Here is a 19,492-nt window from a genome sequence, read left to right on the forward strand (position 1 = left end):
GATTATTCCCGAAAAAAATTGTTAAGCCAAAAACGGCAGATGAGCGCGTAAAAAAATAAGCCCATTCATATAAATGAACGAACAGACTGGTCCCAAACTTAACATATTATAGCATATTTATCGGCATAATGCGAAACAAGAGCGGCTTGTGCAGTTCTGAAGAGTAAATTCATCAATTTTTAGATGTTTTATGATAAAATGACTTATCCACATTTAGAAAATTTTTCCATCTATTTTTTCTGCTTTCAAAGTCAAAAAGAGCCGAATTTGCAAATTTCTTTTTTAAAATTGTGGATAACTTCAAAAAAACCTTTTTTTACATCACATCCTTTGCTATAATATAACCATTAAGTAAACCTTACTTGTATTGGCTTACTTAAATGGGTGAAATCCTCGTCTGTTAAAATGCGTGTCCGAAACGATTCCAACAGATTTGAGGATTTTTCTTTTGCCGTTTTTTTGAGTGCTTTTAAGATTGACGAACCTTTTTCAAACAGCTGTCTAATAATATCTGTTATTTGAACTAATAAATAATGATTTTTCATGGCTGTGTAGTTTTGGCTATTGGCATGTTCTATATTGTAACGATTATTTTTTTGTTCGTTAAATCCTTGATTTTCAATCTTCCAGCGGCTTCTTCCTGCAGCGATGAGTCGTTCCACGTTCTTTTTCGTGATTTTAATATCCGTTATAAATACATACTCTTTCGATTTCCCATCCTCTGTTTTCATTGTGGCCTCCATCAGATTGACCGTTCTGTCTTTGTAGGCAATATCATTCACCCAAACTAATGAATTCTGATCCTTACTTTGTTCCAGCTCTTTTATTGCCTTAAACTCCGTCGAGATACTTTTAATTCTCCCTTCCTTAAATCTGCATATATATTTCCATTTGTGCGCCCTGCACAGATTAAATACCGTTTCACATGCATAGAGACTATCTCCCAAGATACAAATCGGTAGTCTTTTAAATATTTTTTTTATTTTCTTTGCCAGCCTGTCGAAGGCTTTTAATTCACAATCTTGCTTAGAAACATTTTCTGATTCATTTTCGATAAATTCGGAGGCAATACTGAAGACCATATCCCCCACGACAAGCTTGGCTTCAAGTACATGGTGCATATAAAGTACGTTCGTTTCTCCTGTTTCTTTATTTGTATATGCCCGTCTCAGGCAGTGTTTACAATGTTTCTCATGAAAGGTGTGTAATCCAGTTCCATCAATGATGACACCCCAGTACTTTCCTTCAATTCGATAAGACTCGAGAGACCTTTTTTTCAATAATTCTTTAATCATATACGTTCTAATTTTTTCTAATTCATTTACATCTAAGCCAGATAAAAAGTCGTTAATTGTATCATAATGTGGAAGTTCTTCAAGAGAATCTAAGCCTAACACCTTCCCTACATTTTTAATACATTCTTCTTTATTAAAACGCTCACTCATGTTTCTCATGGATTTTAGGCCGGTCATATTTTTCAACATCATCGTAAATAAAAGGACCTCTGGACCATAAGTGATATAGCTTTGATGTCGGTGGTCTGCTACCTTTTTTAGGTTATTCATCAGGTCTTTGAAAAAATGCTTCTGAATTTTAAGGAACTCGAAAAAATAATTTGCTTCTTTTTCACGATTTCTTTTTTCTTTTCTAGTAACCAAAATAAAAACCCCCTCAAAACAGCCAAGTTTAATTAGGGCTTGCTGAACGAATCAAATTTTAGCTTGTATTCGACTTGTCACTAAGCCATGCCAAAATATTCGTCCAGCAAGCTCTAATTATTTAAATTATTACATATTTGGCCGCTTTTTTGGGAGGTATATTTAAATTATCACGAAAAATTTTTACTCCTCAGAGCTGCGGCTTGTGAATGCTACTTTAACTTGAAAAACATCATTGAAAACAGCAAAAAGCCCCCTGTCATTCATGGAGGCTATAGAGGGTATTTTGTTATGTTTGATTAAGGCTAATTTTTGCATTTTTTTCGCAAGTTTCATAATAAAATCATCTTTTAATCTTTGGTTTTGTCATATTTGGAAACACTTCGTTTTCTATCTGACTTTATTTGGTGCTTCAATTCATTTTTATACGTTTTCATGACGGAAGAATGATTAACAGAAGAGGATTCGATTGTGTCACTTGTGTCCGTATCGTCAATTCCTGAAACCTCTGTATTTGAGTTGGGGCCTGAAACAAGTAAAGAACCATCATCTTGTGCATATGCTAAAAATACATAAGATTGGCCAACTTCAGGAAGCACATCATCATCAAATGTTACGATTGAACTCCCATCTTTCGAAATGCCGCCAGCTTTTTGAAGAGGAATCGGTTTGTCAGTCTCTAGTTCACCTTTCATATTTTCCAATACTGTTATTTTGTAATTGGTATAGGGTGTGGAAATTTCCTTCGTACCCTCTTCTGTTTCAATTTGTGTTGTATTTTTATATGCCGTACCTGTTTTCTCCTCAACGCGTGCTAAAAATACATAATCGGCGTCCCCGACAGTTTCTTCAGGATGATCCCTATTAATTGAAAAAGTACCGTCCATCTGCACTTTTTTAGGATGTTTGCTCGTTTTATTGGTTGCAGAATGATGAGAGCAAGCCCCTATCGCCATTGCAGCAATCAATACCAGAACGACCACCAATGGAAGCAATGTTTTTTTCTGTGAAAAACTCATTCTGAATCACTCCTTTGATTTTAGGTTCTTTTAGCCGACGAAGTGTAATGCGCTTTCATTAGCGTTTAATGTTATTCTGGCTGTTTCGTATTTATACATCATGTCACTGCTCGTATGATGTTTCAAGCCTAAAGCATGTCCAAGTTCATGGGTCGCGACATATTGTCTTTCTTTAGAGCTCAGATCAGACATTACCGTCTTGTTGAAACGAATTGCTCCATCTGAAGAAGTATAAGCACAGGTGGAAGAGTTCTCCTTGTAATCTGAAATAGCCACATCTTGTATAACAGAAGCAGAATCGTGTCTAATCACACCACTTTTATAATCATTCCATGTATTTACTCCCTTTTTGAAATAAGATGAGGAAGTGGAAGACCCATCCCAGTCTAGATGCCCTCCTGAATGAACTAGCCACCAACTCTATAATTTTACTGTTGCTGCTATGTGAAGGAAGACCTTCGTTTTTGCTTGCTTTCTTAACATAGACGGCCTCTAGGTGAAGAAAGGCCTTCTTTTTTCTGCGCTTCCTTAACGTAGACGCCCTCTATATAAAGAAAGGTCGCATTTTTTCCGTGCTTCCTTAACATAGACGCACCCTATGTTAAGGAAGAGCCTCGTTTTTGCTTGCTTCCTTAACGTAGACGGGCTCTAGGTGAAGAAAGGCCTTCTTTTTTCCGCGCTTCCTTAACGTAGACAAGCTCTAGATGAAGGAAGGACGCCTTTTTTCTGCACTTCCTTAACATAGACGCGCCCTATGTTAAGGAAGGACCTCGTTTTTGCTTGCTTCCTTCACGTAGACGGGCTCTATATGAAGAAAGGACGCCTTTTTTATCTTCCCCATCTGCTGGCAGGTCCTGTTTATCGGTTTTTCGTATATCTGCCACCGAGCAGGCGGGAGATGAATACTGGCAGGCGACAATTGGTATGGATAAAGACGTTTCGAAGGGGGCCCGTCTTTCAAAAATCCGGCTTCATTCGAAAAACACCATCCGGTTTTCCCCGGATGGTGTTTTTTACTGTGCCGTATAACCCCCGTCTACATGGAGGTCCGTGCCGGTAATAAACGATGCGTCATCGCTTACAAGGAACAAGACGGCTTTCGCCACTTCTTCCGGCTTGCCAAGTCTTTTCATCGGATTGTGGTCAATGGTTTCCTGAATTTGTTCTTTTGTGAAATATTTCAGTGCCGGCGATTCTGTTGTACCCGGAGAAACGCTGTTGACGCGGATGCCCTGTTTGGCATACGTAACAGCTTCCGCCCGCGTCAAATTCACAACCGCAGCTTTGGCGGCGGAATAAGCCGCACTGTTGGTAATCCCGACGTGGGCCATAAAAGAGCCCATGTTGACAATCGCGCCTTTTCCGTTTTTCAGCATGTACGGGATCGCATATTTATTGGAAAGCATGACACCGGTTAAGTTAATGTCCAATACTTTTTGCCAGTAGTCCTGGTCGAGTTCATGAACAGGCCCGTGCTTTTCCGGAATCCCGGCACACGCAACCAGAATGTCAAGCTTCCCGTAAGTATCCGTCGCCTTCTCCATTAAATGCCTGACACTGTAATAATCGGAAACATCACAATGAACAAAAAGCGCTTCCCCACCGGTTTCTTTGATTTTGTCGGCAATTTCCATCTTGGATTCCGCCACATCCCCGATGACGACTTTCGCACCCTCGTTCGCAAAAAGCCAGGCCGTCGCTTCCCCGATTCCGGAAGCGCCGCCTGTAATGACCGCAACTTTATTTTTCAGTCTCACCGCGTTCACCTTCCTATGTCAAATCATACAAAAACCACGCACGGCCGGATTTCATTTTTTTCCGCAGCCGTTTATGGCGCCCATTTTCCTAGCCTACAATCATTATATCAAAAAAGCAACAATGTACAGCCGGGAAAACTGAAAAATACAAAAAGCCCCCATCAATGCTATTCCCTTTAAACCTACGCCCGAAAAACCTGATTGCTTCCCGCATGTCCGTGAAATCTGTTAAGATAAGGATACGAAAACAGGTTTGGAGCGATTAAAATGAAAGACGAACCGCTTGCCTACCGGATGCGGCCGCGCACGATTGATGAAGTGATCGGACAGGAGCATCTCGTCGGCAAAAATAAAATCATATACCGGATGGTCAAAGCGCGCCAGCTTTCTTCCATGATTTTGTACGGGCCGCCGGGCGTTGGGAAAACGTCGATTGCCAGCGCGATTGCGGGAAGCACCAAATATGCATTCCGTACGTTAAATGCCGTGACGAACAATAAAAAAGATATGGAGATTGTCGCCGCCGAAGCAAAAATGAGTGGAAAAGTCATTTTGCTTCTCGATGAAGTCCACCGGCTCGACAAAGCAAAACAGGATTTTTTGTTGCCGTATCTTGAGTCCGGCATGATCGTCCTGATCGGGGCCACAACGAGCAACCCGTACCATGCCATTAACCCGGCGATCCGGAGCCGCTGCCAGATTTTTGAGCTTTTCCCTTTATCGCTTGATGAGATCAAGACGGCGCTTACCCGTGCCCTTGATGATGCGGACAGGGGCCTTGGCAAATACAAAGTGAAAATAGATGAAGCGGCTTTCAACCATTTTGCGCAAGGATCGAACGGCGATGTGCGCAGCGCGTTAAATGCGCTGGAACTGGCCGTGATTTCAAGCGAACCTGATGATGACGGCGTGATCCACATTACGCTTGCCATTGCCGAAGAATGCCTGCAGAAAAAAAGCCTTGCCCATGATAAGGACGGCGACGCGCACTACGATGTGCTGAGCGCTTTTCAAAAATCGATTCGCGGCAGCGATGCCAATGCCGCCCTCCATTATTTGGGCCGGCTGATCGAAGCCGGGGACTTGCCGAGCATTGCGCGCAGACTCCTTGTGATTGCTTACGAAGACATCGGCCTTGCAAGCCCGCAGGCCGGCGCGCGCACCCTTGCCGCCATCGAAGCGGCAGAACGGCTCGGGTTTCCGGAAGCGCGCATCCCGCTTGCAGCTGCGGTCATCGAATTATGCCTGTCGCCGAAATCGAATTCCGCGATCATGGCAATTGATGCCGCCCTTTCCGATATCCGTGCCGGAAAAAGCGGCGAAGTGCCCGCCCATCTGAAAGACGCCCATTATAAAAGCGCAAAACAGCTGGGACGGGGCATCGGTTACAAATACCCGCATGACTTTGAAAACGGCTGGGTCAAACAGCAATATCTTCCGGACACCCTAAAATTTGCCCATTATTATGATCCGAAAAAAACGGGCAAATTTGAGCAGGCACTTGCTCAAGTCTATGAAAAAATTGAGCGGAACCATAAGCCGTAAAAAAAGAAAGCATCCCAGATGCTTTCTTTTTTTCAATGTTCATCTTTTACCCTTTTTACCGGGATGTCTTTCAAAATGTCGCGGACAACGAAACTTGCCATAAACAGCCCTGCAGTGGACGGAACAAACGCATTGGATGATGGTGGCATTTGCGCTTTGCGGGTTTCGGCTTCATCATTACCGACCACTTTGCGGACCTCTTCGCGGATGACGATCGGGCTTTCGTCGGAAAACACGACCGGAATGCCTTTTTTGATGCCTTCTTTGCGCAGCTTCAGGCGCACAACGCGGGCAATCGGATCGGTGTGCGTTTCGGAAATGTCTGCGATGCGGAGGCGTGTCGGGTCCATTTTATTGGCCGCCCCCATGCTGGATATAATTTTGATCTTCCGTTTCAGGCATTCTTTCATTACATGCACTTTGTAAATAATCGTATCACTTGCATCCACCACATAGTCCGGCTTGTAAGAGAAAAACTGTTCAGCCGTTTCTTCCGTATAGAACATTTTTAAAGAAATCACGTCACAATCCGGATTGATATCGGCAATCCGTTTTTTCATCAAATCGGCTTTCGCCTGCCCGACAGTGGAAAGCAGCGCCGGAATCTGGCGGTTAATATTTGTAATGTCAACATCGTCTTTGTCAACAAGGATTAACCTTCCGATTGCCGACCGGGCCAAAGCTTCAACCGCAAACGAGCCCACACCGCCGACACCGAGAACAGCAACGGTGCTGTTTTTCAGCTTTTGCAGCCCTTCCTGCCCGATTGCCAATTCATTCCGTGAAAACTGATGCAGCAATTTTCTCATCTCCAAACATACTCATTTCTTCCCTAGATTATCCAAAAACGGCCCGGAAAGCAAACCTTTATGTTCAGCTGCTTGCAACCGGCTTTTCTGTTTTTTTATCCCTGTATACGCTCGAAAGCAATGTTCCGAAAAAAGAGGCCAGCACCTGCTGAAAAAGCATGCCGGAGATGACCGGCAGCACAACCTGGGCCGGGAAAAAGGTGACTGCGATGACAGATCCGGCACTGATATTGCGCATACCGCCGCTGTACGTTAATGTCACGATCATGCCGCGGTCAAGATGGAACAAAGCGCCGATCAGCCAGCTTAATAAATAGCCGCAAGCCGAAATGAACAGCACAGTCAGGATAATAAACAGCACATGGGCATCTATTCCCCTGAGGTACGGCGATACGACCCCGCCGTTGATCATGACAACAAGAAATATGCCGATTTTGGAAAACGGGGAAAGCACTGAAGCAGCCTTCCGCTGGGTTTCAAGCTGTGTAAACTGGCTGAACAGGATGCCGAGCAAAGACGGGATGACGATCATCGTAAAAAGATCCTGCATGAGCGGCCCAACCTCAATATGTACATTCTTGCCAACAAACAAGAGCAAAGTAAGCGGCACAACAACCGGTGAAAGCAGGGTATCTATCAAAATGACCGTTAAAACAAGCGGGATATTCCCTTTTTGCATCATGACCCATACAAAGCTTGTCACACCTGTCGGAATGGCGGCCGAAAGCAAAAACCCGGTTGTCGTCAGCGGGTGCCCGGGAAAGAGCAAATGCCCCGTTCCGTACGCAAACAAGGGCATGAATAGATGCAGCACCCCTAAAGCAAGCAAAACCGGGAACGGATGGCGGACAACCGCCCCAAGCTGCTTAAAGGTTGAGCCGATGCTCCCCGTAAAAGTCATAAAAGCAAACAGCCACGGTACTAAAAATAAAAGGCCTGTCAGCCGGTGCCCGAGCACCATCCCGATGATCAAGCTTCCCGGGATAAAAACCGGCATCATTTTGCCAAGGAAACGGTTTGCGCGATCAAAAAACGAAAAACACACAAAAATTCCTTCTTTTCCAAAAATAAAAACCCTCTTTTTCTAAAGAGGGAAAGGAGTAGAATGAGCCCCGGACGTGCCGTTCTTGCAATCCTCTGTTTTGATCCCGCTCTCGAGCAGGTGGGTGCCCTGCACCAGGCTTTATGCGTCCCCGCAAAGGGCATGCACGCCGTCTGGTGACTCCGGGCCCCCGATAATGAAGTGTTCGGTCAAAACGATAGGAACATATACGAACACCCCAGGACTCATTCAACTTGTTTATATCATAGCATTTTTTTCACCCGTTTTCAAACGAAAAAAGGCTCGCAGGCGGTCCGCATTTTTCCCGTTCTTACGGGATAGCGGCAGCGGACGCGTTTCTTCGCGAAGCGGCTGGAAAAATTTTATGCCGCCCCTTTTCCGGGTTTCGATCTCATTTTTTTGCTTTTAATTTCAATTGCAGCTCATCCAGCTGCGCTTCGCTGACCGCACCCGGTGCATTCGTCAGCAGGCAGCTGGCGCTGGCTGTCTTCGGAAATGCAATCGTGTCGCGCAAGTTGCTGCGGCCGGCAAGGAGCATGACAATCCGGTCAAGGCCGAGTGCGATGCCCCCGTGCGGCGGCGTGCCGTAATCAAACGCATCAAGCAAAAAGCCGAACTGGGACTGTGCCTGCTCTTTTGAAAAGCCGAGCGCCTTAAACATTTTTTCCTGGACATCCCGTTTATAAATCCGGAGCGATCCGCCGCCGAGTTCATACCCGTTCAATACAATATCATAGGCCTGCGCCTTTACGCTTGCCGGGTCGGTTTCCAGCTTCTCAATATCTTCTTCAAACGGCATCGTGAACGGATGGTGTGCTGCCGTATAACGCCCTGCTTCTTCGTCATATTCCAAAAGCGGCCAGTCCGTTACCCACAGGAAGTTGAATTTTGACTCGTCAATCAGGCCGAGTTCTTTGCCGAGCTTGTTTCTTAGCGCCCCGAGCGCATCGGCAACGACTGATTTTTTATCCGCTACAAACAGCAGCAAATCGCCCGTTTCTGCATTTGTAGCGGCCGCTAATTGCGATTGTTCCGCTTCTGTAAAAAATTTTGCGATCGGGCCCTTTAACCCTTCGTTTTCCGCTTTTAGCCAGGCAAGGCCTTTCGCGCCGTAACGTGCGGCAAATTCGCCGAGCGCGTCGATGTCTTTTCTTGAATATTTGCTTGCCGCCCCTTTTGCATTGATCGCTTTTACTTGCCCGCCCGAGGTAACGGCAGACGCGAACACTTTAAAACCGGCGTTTTGGACGATTTCGGAGACGTCCACCAGTTCCATGCCGAAGCGGGTGTCCGGTTTATCCGATCCGTACCGGTTCATGGCTTCCTCGTAGGTCAGCCTTGGCAGCGGCGTTTCAATATCGATGTTTTTCACTTCTTTCATCAGCCGTTTGATCATTTTTTCTGTCATGGTCAAAATGTCTTCCTGGCTCATGAAACTCGTTTCAATATCAATTTGCGTAAATTCCGGCTGCCTGTCTGCACGCAAGTCTTCATCACGGAAACAGCGGGCAATCTGGTAATAGCGGTCAAAACCGGATATCATCAAAAGCTGCTTAAACAATTGCGGCGACTGCGGCAAGGCGTAAAATTCGCCAGGGTGCACCCGGCTCGGCACGAGATAATCGCGGGCGCCTTCCGGGGTGCTTTTTGTCAAAACCGGGGTTTCAACATCGATAAACCCTTCTTCATCGAGAAAGCCTCTAATCGATTTTGTAATCGCATGGCGCATTTTCATCGTTTCAAACATGACCGGGCGCCGCAAGTCGAGGTAACGGTATTTCAGGCGCACGTCTTCCGCTACATCCGTCTCGTTTTCAATCATAAACGGCGGGGTTTTTGCGTTGTTGATGATCGCAAGGCGGTCAGCCTGAATTTCAATTTTGCCCGTTTTTAAGTTCGGATTTACCGTATTTTCGGAACGGGCGATGACTTTCCCCTCTACTTCGAGCACATACTCGTTCCGGACTTTTTCCGCAAGTTTAAAAGCTTCTTCAGAGACCGCCGTATTAAATACAACTTGGACAATGCCGGCGCGGTCGCGCAAATCGATAAAAATGAGGCCGCCCAAGTCGCGCCTTCTCTGCACCCATCCTTTCAGTACCACTTTTTCGCCAATCTGTTGTTCCGTCACATCACCGCAATAGTAAGAACGTCCTTCCATCATGCTTCCCCCCTGTTTGCCATATCTTTAAAAGCTGTAATAAATCCTTCAAGCGGCAGTTCTTTTTGTTCGCCTGTCGCCATATTTCTGACGCTTGCTTTCCCGGCCCGCAGCTCCTCTTCGCCGATGACCGCAACAAATGCGGCTTTCACCCGGTCCGCCGCTTTAAACTGTGCTTTCACTTTGCGCCCCAAATAATCCTGGTCAGCTGAGAACCCGGCACTTCTTAATGCCTGGAGCAATTTAAAAGCAGCCGGTTTCGTCTCCTCACCGATCGCGACCACATAGCAGTCCGTCCTGTGGCCGACAGGAAGTTCGATGCCTTCCGCGTCCAGTGCGGCAAGCAGCCGTTCAATGCTTAAGGCAAACCCGATCCCCGGCGTTTCCGGCCCGCCCATTTCCTGAACGAGGCCATTGTAACGCCCACCGCCGCAAAGGGTGGTGATTGCGCCGAATCCTTCCGCATTGCTCATAATTTCAAAGCACGTATGCACATAGTAATCAAGGCCGCGCACAAGCCCGGGGTCGATTTCATATGGGATGCCGAGCGTGCCGAGAAACTGTAAAACTTTATCAAAATAGGCTTTTGATGCATCATTTAAATAATCCAAAATGGATGGCGCTGTTTTCATAAGCGGATGATCATGGTCTTTTTTGCAGTCGAGAATACGCAGCGGATTTTGTTCAAGGCGTTTTTGGCAGTCCGCGCAAAACTCCCCGATATGCGGTTTGAAATGACTAATAAGCGCTTCCCGGTGCCTGAGCCGGCTTTCTTTATCGCCGAGGCTGTTGATCACAAGTTTGACATTTTTTAAACCAAGCTGTTTGTAAATGTCCATTGCGAGCGAAATGATCTCGGCATCGATGGCCGGGTCTTCGCTTCCAAGCGCTTCAACGCCGAACTGGACAAACTGACGGAAGCGCCCTGCTTGCGGCCGTTCATAGCGGAACATCGGGCCATTATAATACAGTTTGACCGGCTGAACCGCGTTTCCGAACATTTTATGCCCGATAAAGGAACGGACGACAGGCGCTGTCCCCTCCGGCCGCAGTGTCAGGCTGCGCCCACCCCTGTCATTGAATGTGTACATTTCTTTTTGGACAATATCCGTCGTGTCCCCGACCCCTTTTTGGAAAAGCTCGGTATATTCGAAAATCGGTGTCCGGATTTCCCGGTACTGATAGTTTTCACATATTTTTTTTGCAGTGTTCTCAATATAATTCCATTTTTCCACCTCGCCGGGCAGGATGTCCTGCGTGCCGCGCGGAATTTGAACGGTCATGGCGTACTCCTCCTTCTATTGCTGAAAAATGATGGGTTTTCATTTTCATCCTGCATGCCTAAAAATGTTGATATGAAGACGAGTATCCTCCTTCTCAATCAATGTTTATGTAAAATAAAAAACCCCCGGTCCCTTGTCTTATAAACAAGGGACGAGAGTTGAATTCCCGTGGTGCCACCCTAATTGAAGCGTCTGCTTCCACTTTTACAGTTAACGCCTGTAACGCCCGTCCCTACTGGATTTCCGTTCAGGACAGAACCTACAAAGTGTTCGTTCATTAAGCCGTTGTGCAGAAATGTTTTCAGCCCGGGACATTTCCTCTCTTTTCACACGGATCTTAATTACTCTTCTTTGTCATCGGTTTTGCCAATTTTACCATCTATTTTTATTATGTTACGCGTGGCACCGGCTGTTGTCAAGGCTGCCGGCAAAGTTTTTCCCCGATCTGCGTTCAGCGCCTGAAAAAGTTCGTTTTCCGCGGATCGGGTCTTTCATTATGAGCGCCCCAGTTTCTTTTTCAAAAGTTTCAGGTCCCCTTTTGAAAGACCAGTTTCAATCGCTGATTCAGCGTTGAACGCTTCCTGCCCGGCACTTCCCGGATCCTGGAAATTAACGCCGTAAATTTGATTAAATGCATTACCGGCTGTCCTATTTTTATCCGCTGCTCTCAATGCCGTTCACTCCTTCTCGTTCCATCATTTCTATTTTTCCCTTTTTTATTTTTTCTTACCCGCAAAAAGGAGTTTTTTTACGGAGCGCGAATAACAAATAGTGGACAATTTTCCGGACAGGGATGAGGGGTGGAGATGTGAAAAAACTTTTTTTCCGGCTGTTTTTCCTGGTGCTCTTTTTTCTGATTGCACCCGGCGTGATCCATGCGGGGGCGGAAGAGGCCGGGACGGTAACGGTGACGCATGCGGCTGTCTACATCCGCAGCGGGCCCGGGGTGTCCTACCCGATCGCAGGCAAAGCAGCCGAAAACGACACGTACACGGTTCTTCAAAAGGACGGGGATTGGTTTCAAATCCGCCTCCCGCAAGGAAATACAGGCTGGATTGCGGGCTGGCTTGTGGAAACAGGCACCCCTTCCGCAAAACAATCAAAACAAGGAAAACAAGGAAAAATCACCGCTGACCGCCTGCGCATCAGAAAAGCGCCGGACCAGTCTGCCGCAATCGTTGGCACGCTTGAAAAAAATGCCGTAGTCACGGTTACCAGGGCAGAAGGCGGCTGGGTTTATATTGAAAGCGGCAATGTTTCAGGCTGGGCAGACAGCCAGTATGTACAGACGGAAAAAAACAAAAACGCCGGGAAAATGGCGGAAAACAACGTAAGCGCCGCAATTGTTGCCGCCACAAGCCTAAATATCCGCCGGTCTCCTTCGCTTCAAAGCGGAACGGTAGCGACAGTAACGTACGGGACGAGACTTGAAATTACCGGAACCGACCACGGCTGGTATGAAGTTGAACTGGAAGACGGCACGCACGGATGGGTCGCAGGCTTCTATGTGACGCGCGAAAGCCAGGCAAAGCGCAGCAGTGAAGCAGAAGTGACCCTCCATTCCGGCACAAACCTTTACAAAAGGCCACAATCCGGCTCGGACACGGTGGGAACCGCCAAGGCCGGAGACCGTTTTCCCGTCGTTTCAGAAATGGACGGCTGGTATAAAATCAGGCTGGAAAGCGGCACTTCAGCCTATATTTCGGCAAAAGCCGCCCAAAAAAGTGATACGGCTGTAAAAAAAGGAATCAAGGGAAAGACGATTGTGCTTGACCCCGGTCACGGCGGAACGGATAATGGCACAACCGGCGCTTACGGCACGCTCGAAAAATTGGTAACGCTGAAAACGGCGAATGCCCTGTACGAAAAGCTGAAAAAAGCGGGCGCCCGGGTCATTTTAACCCGGAACAGCGATACGTACGTATCTTTGTCGGAAAGAACCGCCATCAGCAATACAAATCATGCCGATGCTTTTGTCAGCATTCATTTTGACAGCGCTGAAGATTCCCATACGCGCGGGCATACGACGTATTATTATCATGCGCAGGACTATGATTTCGCAAGGCTTGTCAATAACCAGATCACAAGCCGGCTCGGCACCGTTGACAGGGGCGTAAAATTCGGGGATTTCCATGTTATCCGTGAAAATACCCAGCCTGCCATTTTGCTTGAACTCGGTTATTTGAGCAGTCCGGCTGAAGAAAAGCATATCGTGGAGAAGTCTTTTCAAACGAAGGCAGTGGCCGGCATTTATAACGGGTTAAAAGCTTATTTTCAGTAAAAAAATGCCGGGGCATCCCCGGCATTTTTTTATTTCTTAATATTTGGCTGCGGCATTGCGCGTTTGATAAAGAACGACAAAATTAACGCAAACGCTGCGATCCCGGTCGCGACGAAAAAGGCATCGTTTATGCCGCTGATCGTCGCATTCACAACCGATTTTTGATACACAATAGAGGAGCCGAGCACTTGCCCGTACTGAGAAGGCAGCCCGGAAGCATGGGCCAGGCCCTGCCCGATGGCCGCGATTTTAGCAGACACATACGGGTTGATATTTGCAAAGGCATTGACGTAGTTTGCCGTATGGAAATCGGCACGGGTGGACATGACGGTTACGAGAAATGCCGTTCCGAGACTTCCGGCAACCGTACGGGCGGTGTTGGCCGCAGCCGTCCCGTGGCTGGTCATATGAATCGGCAGCTGGTTCATCCCTTCGGTCATGATCGTCATCATAATGAAAGACATCCCGAAGCTGCGCAAAACATACAAGAATAACAAGTGGCCGTAGGAGGTCGTCATCGACAGCTTCGTAAATTCGTAAGTTGTCCAGACGGTGATAATCAAGCCGAAGACAGCGAGCGGTCTTGCCCCCAACTTGTCAAACAGCCAGCCGGATATCGGCGACATAATCCCCATGACGATCGCCCCCGGCAGCATCAGCAAACCGGAATCAAGCGCAGTAAACCCGCGGATGTTTTGCAAATAAATCGGCAGCAAAATCATCCCGGCAAACATCGCCATATTCACCACCATGCTGACAATCGTCGTTAAAGCAAAGATATCATATTTGAATACACGCAAATCAAGCATCGGTTTTTCCGTCGTTAATTCCCGCCATACGAACAAAACAAGCGAGATAACGGCAATGATCAGGGAAATGACAACCTGTTTGCTGCTCCAGCCGTCATTCCCGGCTTCACTGAATCCGTACAGCAAAAAGCCGAAACCGAGCGTGGAGAAGATAATACCCGGAATATCGATTTTCGGGTTTGTCGTTTTCATGACATCTTTCATCCATGCCAAAGTGACAAAAATATCAATCACGCCGAACGGAATGACAATCCAGAACAGAATATGCCAGTCGTAATGGCCGACCAGCCACCCTGACAATGTCGGGCCGATCGCAGGGGCGAAAATCATGGCAACCCCCATCATCCCCATCGCGCTGCCGCGTTTTTCAGGCGGGAAGATGGTTAAGAACACCGTCATCATCAACGGCATGATGATCCCGGCACCGGAAGCCTGGACAATGCGCCCGAGCATCAGAATCGAGAAGTTTGTCGAAATGGCACACAAAACCGATCCGGCCGTAAAGAGGGAAACGGCTGTAATCAGCATTTTCCGCGTGCCCCATTTACTGATCATAAATGCCGTAACCGGAACAAGAATCCCGTTTACAAGCATATATCCGGTTGACAGCCATTGCACCGTATTCGCCGTCACATTCAAGTCGTTCATAATATGCGGAATGGCGACATTCAAAAGCGTTTGGTTCAAAATCGCCACAAATGCCCCGAGCATCATCGCAAAAACAATTTTCCCCCTGCCGTGTTCTTCCTCCACTTCCGGGGGAACAGCAGCTCGCCCGGGTGCTTCTGCCGGGCGTTTTTCGTCGTCCGTACGAGCGCGGCGCGTTTCCATTTTTTCAGGCTCTGCCGCCAATCCTTCATCTGTTTTTGCCGGCACCTGCGTTTCCGCTTTTTCAGGCGGCGCAGGCATTGTTTCCATTTCCGGCGCCCGCTTGTCAAGAAGCGGGCTTTCCATCTTTTTCTTCCTTCCCCTGTTCCTTAATATGAGATTCAGGATAAGAAGGACAATGATCGATAAAAGAACATAACCTGCGATAAATTTTCCCATCGGATTCACCTACTTATGAATGCGCACAGTCACGTTCATGCCCGGAACCAGGTCCAGCCCGCCATAGCTGTCAAGTTTGACTTTAACAGGAATGACCTGTGTTTCTTTCGTATAATTGCCTGAGCTTCTGTCTGTCGGCATAAGGGAGAACGTGCTGGCAGCCGCTTTTCCGATTGAATCGACGGTTCCTGTCAGTTTGGTGTTCGGATAGGCATCCACGTACACGTCAACGTCCTGGCCGGTTTTCACGTCATTAAGATCTGTTTCTTTTACTTCAGCAGTGACATACAAGTCGTCCAAATCATAGCTTTGTGCAAGTGTTGTACCGGCTGCCACATACGTATTCGCAACCGCGGAATTTTTCACGATCGTGCCGTCTGCCGGCGCTTTAATATCCATTTTCACCGTATTGGCGCCGTTTTGTACTTCAACGGTACCGACTTTATCCCCTTTGGTAAATGCCTTGCCTTCCTTACCGTCCCATGAAACGAGTTTGCCGGTTGCAGGAGAAGCGATGGTGACCGACTGGCCGTCAATATAGGCGTTATCGGTTGTGACATAGCTGACCGAGCGGTTGTAAAAATAATATCCGGTAAAACCGCCGCCAACGAGAATAACAAGAATAATAATATTGATCAAAATCATCCGTCTTGCGCTCATAAAAAGTTTACTCCTCCTCAGATGTTAAAATTTCCAGCATTTCGTTGTGGAGCCTTAACAGATTTTCCAACTCCGCTCCGTAACGTTCTGTAATCAGGTACATTTTTTGTTTCAGTACTGTATTGCCGCCCATAAACGCTTTGAGCCTGCTTTTCCCCTTTTCGGTCAGACAGAGGACAACGGCTCTCCGGTCATCCTTGGATGATACCCTGTTGACAAATTCCTGCTGGACAAGCCGGTCAACAATGCCGCTGACTGTGCTGTTCGTTAAATAGAGGCTTTCCGCCAGCTCATTTAATCGCATATTGGGATGAAGCGCGATGGCTTTTAGCGCAAACATTTGCATCGCGGTCAAGCCATGCTGTTCCGCCTCTTTTTCGGCCAAACGTAAAATGGCTTTATTCAGCCTGAAAAGCGATTTTAACAATTCATATGAACCGTTCTCCATGTATCCCCCTTCCTTTAACCCTTAAATGATTCTTTACGAAATAATTCGCATCCGAATTATTAACGCTATCTATCTTTGCATATCCAAAGTACAATTGTCAACTATATTACACTAAAACTTTTTTGGAAACGTTTTTATTTTGTGAAAAGAAAAAACCCCGGTTTTTTCGGGGTTTTGGCTGTTTATTTGCTTTCCAAAATGAGCGTAACCGGCCCGTCATTTGTCAGCCGGACATCCATCATCTCCCCGAATCTGCCGGTTTCGACATGGACACCCTTTTCTTCCAGCTTCTGATTAAACAGATGGTAAAGCTGTTCTGCCTGTCCGGGCTTTGCCGCCGCCATAAAATTCGGGCGCCGCCCTTTCCGGCAATCGCCGTACAAAGTAAACTGGGAAACCGACAAGATTTCCCCTCCGGTATCCAAAAGCGACAAATTCATTTTTCCCTGTTCATCTTCAAACACACGGAGATGGACGATTTTTTCGGCGAGATAGACTACATCTTTTTCGGTATCTTCGTGCGTTACGCCGACGAGGAGGACAAAGCCTTTTGTAATGCTTCCTGCCACTTCCCCGCCAACAGTGACGCACGCTTCCTTACTGCGCTGCAAAACAACCCGCATTTTTCTGACTCCTTTAACTCATGATCCTTCTGACTGAATAAATATCCGGAATATGTTTAATTCTTTCCACGACTCGGTGCAAATGGCTAATGTTCTGAATGGAAATTGACATGATAATCGTGGCCATTTTGTTGCGGTCACTGCGCCCGCTGACGGCCGAAATATTCGTTTTCGTTTCATTGACCACCTGCAGAACTTCATTGAGCAGGCCGCGGCGGTCGTATCCGGTAATCTCAATGTCGACATTATACTCTTTCCGGTCGGCCGCATCCGTCTCCCATTCGACCGGAATGAGCCGGCTTTGCGCCTCTTCGTTCTGCACGTTTGGACAGTCAGCGCGGTGGACGGAAACGCCTCTGCCTTTTGTGATAAAACCGACAATTTCATCACCCGGCACTGGATTGCAACATTTCGAAAGGCGGATCAGCAAATTGTCGACGCCCTTCACGGTTACGCCTGCATCCTTTTTCCGGTGCTTTGCGGCCGGTTTCTGCTCGGAGACAATCTCCTTAATCGCTTCTTCGGAGTCCCGCTGCTTCCGCCATTTTTCTGTCAGCCGGTTGGCGATTTGGCTTGCGGTAATCCCGTTGTACCCGACAGCAGCGTACATGTCGTCTTCATTGGCAAAATTAAATTTTTCGGCAACTCGTTTGATATTGTCGGCGGTCATCACTTCTTTTACGCCGAATTCCATCGCCCGGATTTCTTTTTCCACCATTTCGCGGCCTTTTTCAATATTTTCTTCTTTCCGCTGGCGTTTGAAAAACTGGCGGATTTTGTTTTTCGCCTGAGATGTCTGGGCAAGGTTCACCCAGTCGAGGCTCGGCCCGTATGAGTGTTTTGAAGTGAGAATTTCGACAATATCGCCAGTTTTTAACTGGTAATCGAGCGTCACCATTTTGCCGTTGACTTTCGCGCCGATTGTCTTGTTGCCGATTTCCGAGTGGATCCGGTAGGCAAAATCAATCGGGACGGACCCGGACGGCAGTTCAATGACGTCCCCCTTTGGCGTAAAGACAAACACCATATCGGAAAACAGGTCGATTTTCAGTGATTCCATGAATTCTTCCGCATTATTGGTGTCATTTTGAAATTCGAGAATTTCGCGGAACCATGACAATTTTTTCTCAAAAGACGTTTTCTCATTGACCGTTTTGCCTTCTTTATATGCCCAGTGTGCAGCAACCCCGTATTCGGCAATGCGGTGCATTTCAAACGTCCGGATCTGCACTTCAAGCGGTTCGCCTTTTGGCCCGATCACCGTCGTATGGAGCGACTGGTACATGTTCGGCTTTGGCATCGCAATATAGTCTTTAAACCGGCCCGGCATCGGTTTCCAGCATGTATGGATGACACCGAGCACGGCATAGCAGTCTTTGATGCTTTTGACAATAATCCTTACGGCAAGCAAGTCATAAATTTCGTTAAATTGCTTATGCTGCTGGACCATTTTCCGGTAAATCGAGTAAATATGCTTCGGTCTGCCAGAAATTTCCGATTTGATATGGATATCCGCAAGCCGTTCCTTCACTTCTTCAATGACATTTTGCAGGTACTGTTCACGCTCGGCGCGCTTCCGCTTCATCAAATTCACAATCCGGTAATATTGCTGGGGATTTAAATAACGGAGCGAGGTGTCCTCAAGCTCCCATTTGATGGCGGAAATGCCGAGGCGGTGGGCGAGCGGCGCAAAAATTTCGAGCGTTTCATTCGCGATCCGCCGCTGCTTTTCGGGGGGAAGATGTTTCAATGTACGCATATTGTGCAGCCGGTCCGCGAGTTTGATCAAAATGACGCGGATATCCTGCGCCATCGCGACAAACATTTTCCGGTGGTTTTCCGCCTGCTGCTCTTCATGCGATTTATACTTAATTTTCCCGAGTTTCGTCACCCCGTCAACAAGCATCGCCACTTCATCGTTAAATTCTTCACGAAGCTCGTCAAGTGTCACATCTGTATCTTCCACAACGTCATGCAGAAAACCTGCTGCAACCGTTGAAGGATCCATCTCCAAATCCGCCAGTATCCCGGCAACCTGAATCGGGTGAATGATATACGGCTCCCCCGATTTGCGCTTCTGGCCTTCATGCGCTTTACTGGCGAACGCACAGGCATGCCGCACCATTTCAACATGTTCGTCGTTTAAATATTGTTTTGTCCTGTCAATGACGTCCTCGGCGGTCATTATTCGGTCATTCGCCATAAAAAAATCACCTTTAAACTGGAATATATGAATTGATGATTGCAATATCATATTGACATTATTATCATGAAAAAAAAGAAGATTGTAAAGTAAATGACACAGAATGGAAGAAATTTGGCGAAAACA

The 19,492-nt window shown here is 47.0% G+C and carries 17 protein-coding genes, 1 other RNA gene and 1 other annotated feature; of the genes, 2 read left to right on the forward strand and 16 right to left on the reverse strand.

Annotated elements, in window-relative coordinates:
• Positions 1-347 precede the first annotated feature (347 nt).
• From NSS95_RS09455 to NSS95_RS09470, 5 genes are all read right to left on the reverse strand, one after another.
• A complete protein-coding gene (locus NSS95_RS09455) occupies positions 348-1,658 on the reverse strand; it encodes a transposase family protein (RefSeq protein WP_014095824.1) in 1,311 nt (436 codons plus the stop codon).
• A 183-nt stretch (positions 1,659-1,841) separates the two neighbouring features.
• Positions 1,842-1,994: a hypothetical protein gene (locus NSS95_RS09460; RefSeq protein ID WP_340713869.1), complete on the reverse strand. Its 153-nt coding sequence runs from the start codon at positions 1,992-1,994 to the stop codon at positions 1,842-1,844.
• 14 nt (positions 1,995-2,008) lie between these two features.
• Positions 2,009-2,677: a cell surface protein gene (locus NSS95_RS09465; protein ID WP_276210333.1), complete on the reverse strand. Its 669-nt coding sequence runs from the start codon at positions 2,675-2,677 to the stop codon at positions 2,009-2,011.
• A 30-nt stretch (positions 2,678-2,707) separates the two neighbouring features.
• Positions 2,708-2,869: a matrixin family metalloprotease gene (locus tag NSS95_RS16985; RefSeq protein WP_429890298.1), complete on the reverse strand. Its 162-nt coding sequence runs from the start codon at positions 2,867-2,869 to the stop codon at positions 2,708-2,710.
• Between the two features lie 821 nt (positions 2,870-3,690).
• Entirely contained in the window at positions 3,691-4,434 is a 744-nt protein-coding gene (locus tag NSS95_RS09470; protein WP_014097906.1) for an SDR family NAD(P)-dependent oxidoreductase, read from the reverse strand.
• Positions 4,435-4,701: 267 nt separating this feature from the next.
• Between NSS95_RS09470 and NSS95_RS09475 the strand changes: the two genes are divergently transcribed.
• Positions 4,702-5,979 carry a replication-associated recombination protein A gene (locus NSS95_RS09475; protein WP_061577088.1) on the forward strand — a complete coding sequence of 426 codons (1,278 nt, stop codon included), beginning with the start codon at positions 4,702-4,704 and terminating at the stop codon, positions 5,977-5,979.
• A 32-nt stretch (positions 5,980-6,011) separates the two neighbouring features.
• Here the strand turns inward: NSS95_RS09475 and NSS95_RS09480 are convergent, their stop codons facing one another.
• The 6 genes from NSS95_RS09480 to NSS95_RS09505 all read right to left on the reverse strand — a co-directional run bounded on the left by NSS95_RS09480 (position 6,012) and on the right by NSS95_RS09505 (position 11,966).
• Complete coding sequence (locus NSS95_RS09480) at positions 6,012-6,779, reverse strand: tRNA threonylcarbamoyladenosine dehydratase (RefSeq protein ID WP_276211230.1); 768 nt, start codon at positions 6,777-6,779, stop codon at positions 6,012-6,014.
• 73 nt (positions 6,780-6,852) lie between these two features.
• Entirely contained in the window at positions 6,853-7,833 is a 981-nt protein-coding gene (locus NSS95_RS09485; protein ID WP_328228084.1) for a bile acid:sodium symporter family protein, read from the reverse strand.
• A gap of 60 nt (positions 7,834-7,893) precedes the next feature.
• A non-coding RNA gene (ssrS, locus tag NSS95_RS09490) (6S RNA) lies at positions 7,894-8,078 on the reverse strand.
• Positions 8,079-8,242: 164 nt separating this feature from the next.
• The gene (gene aspS, locus NSS95_RS09495) at positions 8,243-10,015 is read right to left on the reverse strand and encodes an aspartate--tRNA ligase (protein ID WP_081106217.1); all 1,773 of its coding nucleotides are present in this window, start codon (positions 10,013-10,015) and stop codon (positions 8,243-8,245) included.
• Complete coding sequence (gene hisS / locus NSS95_RS09500) at positions 10,012-11,295, reverse strand: histidine--tRNA ligase (RefSeq protein WP_061565554.1); 1,284 nt, start codon at positions 11,293-11,295, stop codon at positions 10,012-10,014. Before hisS ends, aspS begins: the two co-directional genes overlap by 4 nt.
• A gap of 144 nt (positions 11,296-11,439) precedes the next feature.
• Positions 11,440-11,662 (reverse strand) — a binding site (T-box leader).
• A gap of 127 nt (positions 11,663-11,789) precedes the next feature.
• Positions 11,790-11,966: a hypothetical protein gene (locus tag NSS95_RS09505; protein WP_168986061.1), complete on the reverse strand. Its 177-nt coding sequence runs from the start codon at positions 11,964-11,966 to the stop codon at positions 11,790-11,792.
• Positions 11,967-12,103: 137 nt separating this feature from the next.
• Between NSS95_RS09505 and NSS95_RS09510 the strand changes: the two genes are divergently transcribed.
• Positions 12,104-13,576 (forward strand): N-acetylmuramoyl-L-alanine amidase, encoded by a 1,473-nt coding sequence (locus tag NSS95_RS09510; protein WP_061565553.1) that lies wholly within the window; start codon positions 12,104-12,106, stop codon positions 13,574-13,576.
• A gap of 29 nt (positions 13,577-13,605) precedes the next feature.
• On the opposite strand, the gene NSS95_RS09515 is transcribed toward NSS95_RS09510, so the two are convergent.
• From NSS95_RS09515 to NSS95_RS09535, 5 genes are all read right to left on the reverse strand, one after another.
• A complete protein-coding gene (locus tag NSS95_RS09515; protein ID WP_035188220.1) occupies positions 13,606-15,432 on the reverse strand; it encodes a DHA2 family efflux MFS transporter permease subunit in 1,827 nt (608 codons plus the stop codon).
• A gap of 9 nt (positions 15,433-15,441) precedes the next feature.
• Positions 15,442-16,092 (reverse strand): efflux RND transporter periplasmic adaptor subunit, encoded by a 651-nt coding sequence (locus tag NSS95_RS09520; protein ID WP_014097896.1) that lies wholly within the window; start codon positions 16,090-16,092, stop codon positions 15,442-15,444.
• Positions 16,093-16,099: 7 nt separating this feature from the next.
• A complete protein-coding gene (locus NSS95_RS09525) occupies positions 16,100-16,540 on the reverse strand; it encodes a MarR family winged helix-turn-helix transcriptional regulator (RefSeq protein WP_035188223.1) in 441 nt (146 codons plus the stop codon).
• Positions 16,541-16,722: 182 nt separating this feature from the next.
• The gene (gene dtd / locus NSS95_RS09530) at positions 16,723-17,163 is read right to left on the reverse strand and encodes a D-aminoacyl-tRNA deacylase (protein ID WP_035188226.1); all 441 of its coding nucleotides are present in this window, start codon (positions 17,161-17,163) and stop codon (positions 16,723-16,725) included.
• 13 nt (positions 17,164-17,176) lie between these two features.
• Positions 17,177-19,366 carry a RelA/SpoT family protein gene (locus NSS95_RS09535; protein ID WP_046720701.1) on the reverse strand — a complete coding sequence of 730 codons (2,190 nt, stop codon included), beginning with the start codon at positions 19,364-19,366 and terminating at the stop codon, positions 17,177-17,179.
• Between the last annotated feature and the right edge of the window lie 126 nt (positions 19,367-19,492).

This window comes from Weizmannia sp. FSL K6-3076, assembly GCF_038007245.1.
In the GTDB taxonomy this organism is placed as follows: Bacteria; Bacillota; Bacilli; order Bacillales; family Bacillaceae_C; genus Weizmannia; species Weizmannia faecalis.

Bases quoted from the DNA above. Each gene is read 5' to 3' on its own strand.
- NSS95_RS16985 (WP_429890298.1), bottom strand. From the start codon at position 2,869: ATGTCTGATCTGAGCTCTAAAGAAAGACAATATGTCGCGACCCATGAA.
- NSS95_RS09520 (WP_014097896.1), bottom strand. From the start codon at position 16,092: ATGAGCGCAAGACGGATGATTTTGATCAATATTATTATTCTTGTTATT.
- NSS95_RS09515 (WP_035188220.1), bottom strand. From the start codon at position 15,432: ATGGGAAAATTTATCGCAGGTTATGTTCTTTTATCGATCATTGTCCTT.
- NSS95_RS09535 (WP_046720701.1), bottom strand. From the start codon at position 19,366: ATGGCGAATGACCGAATAATGACCGCCGAGGACGTCATTGACAGGACA.
- aspS (WP_081106217.1), bottom strand. From the start codon at position 10,015: ATGATGGAAGGACGTTCTTACTATTGCGGTGATGTGACGGAACAACAG.
- hisS (WP_061565554.1), bottom strand. From the start codon at position 11,295: ATGACCGTTCAAATTCCGCGCGGCACGCAGGACATCCTGCCCGGCGAG.
- NSS95_RS09525 (WP_035188223.1), bottom strand. From the start codon at position 16,540: ATGGAGAACGGTTCATATGAATTGTTAAAATCGCTTTTCAGGCTGAAT.
- NSS95_RS09460 (WP_340713869.1), bottom strand. From the start codon at position 1,994: ATGAAACTTGCGAAAAAAATGCAAAAATTAGCCTTAATCAAACATAAC.
- NSS95_RS09475 (WP_061577088.1), top strand. From the start codon at position 4,702: ATGAAAGACGAACCGCTTGCCTACCGGATGCGGCCGCGCACGATTGAT.
- NSS95_RS09465 (WP_276210333.1), bottom strand. From the start codon at position 2,677: ATGAGTTTTTCACAGAAAAAAACATTGCTTCCATTGGTGGTCGTTCTG.
- dtd (WP_035188226.1), bottom strand. From the start codon at position 17,163: ATGCGGGTTGTTTTGCAGCGCAGTAAGGAAGCGTGCGTCACTGTTGGC.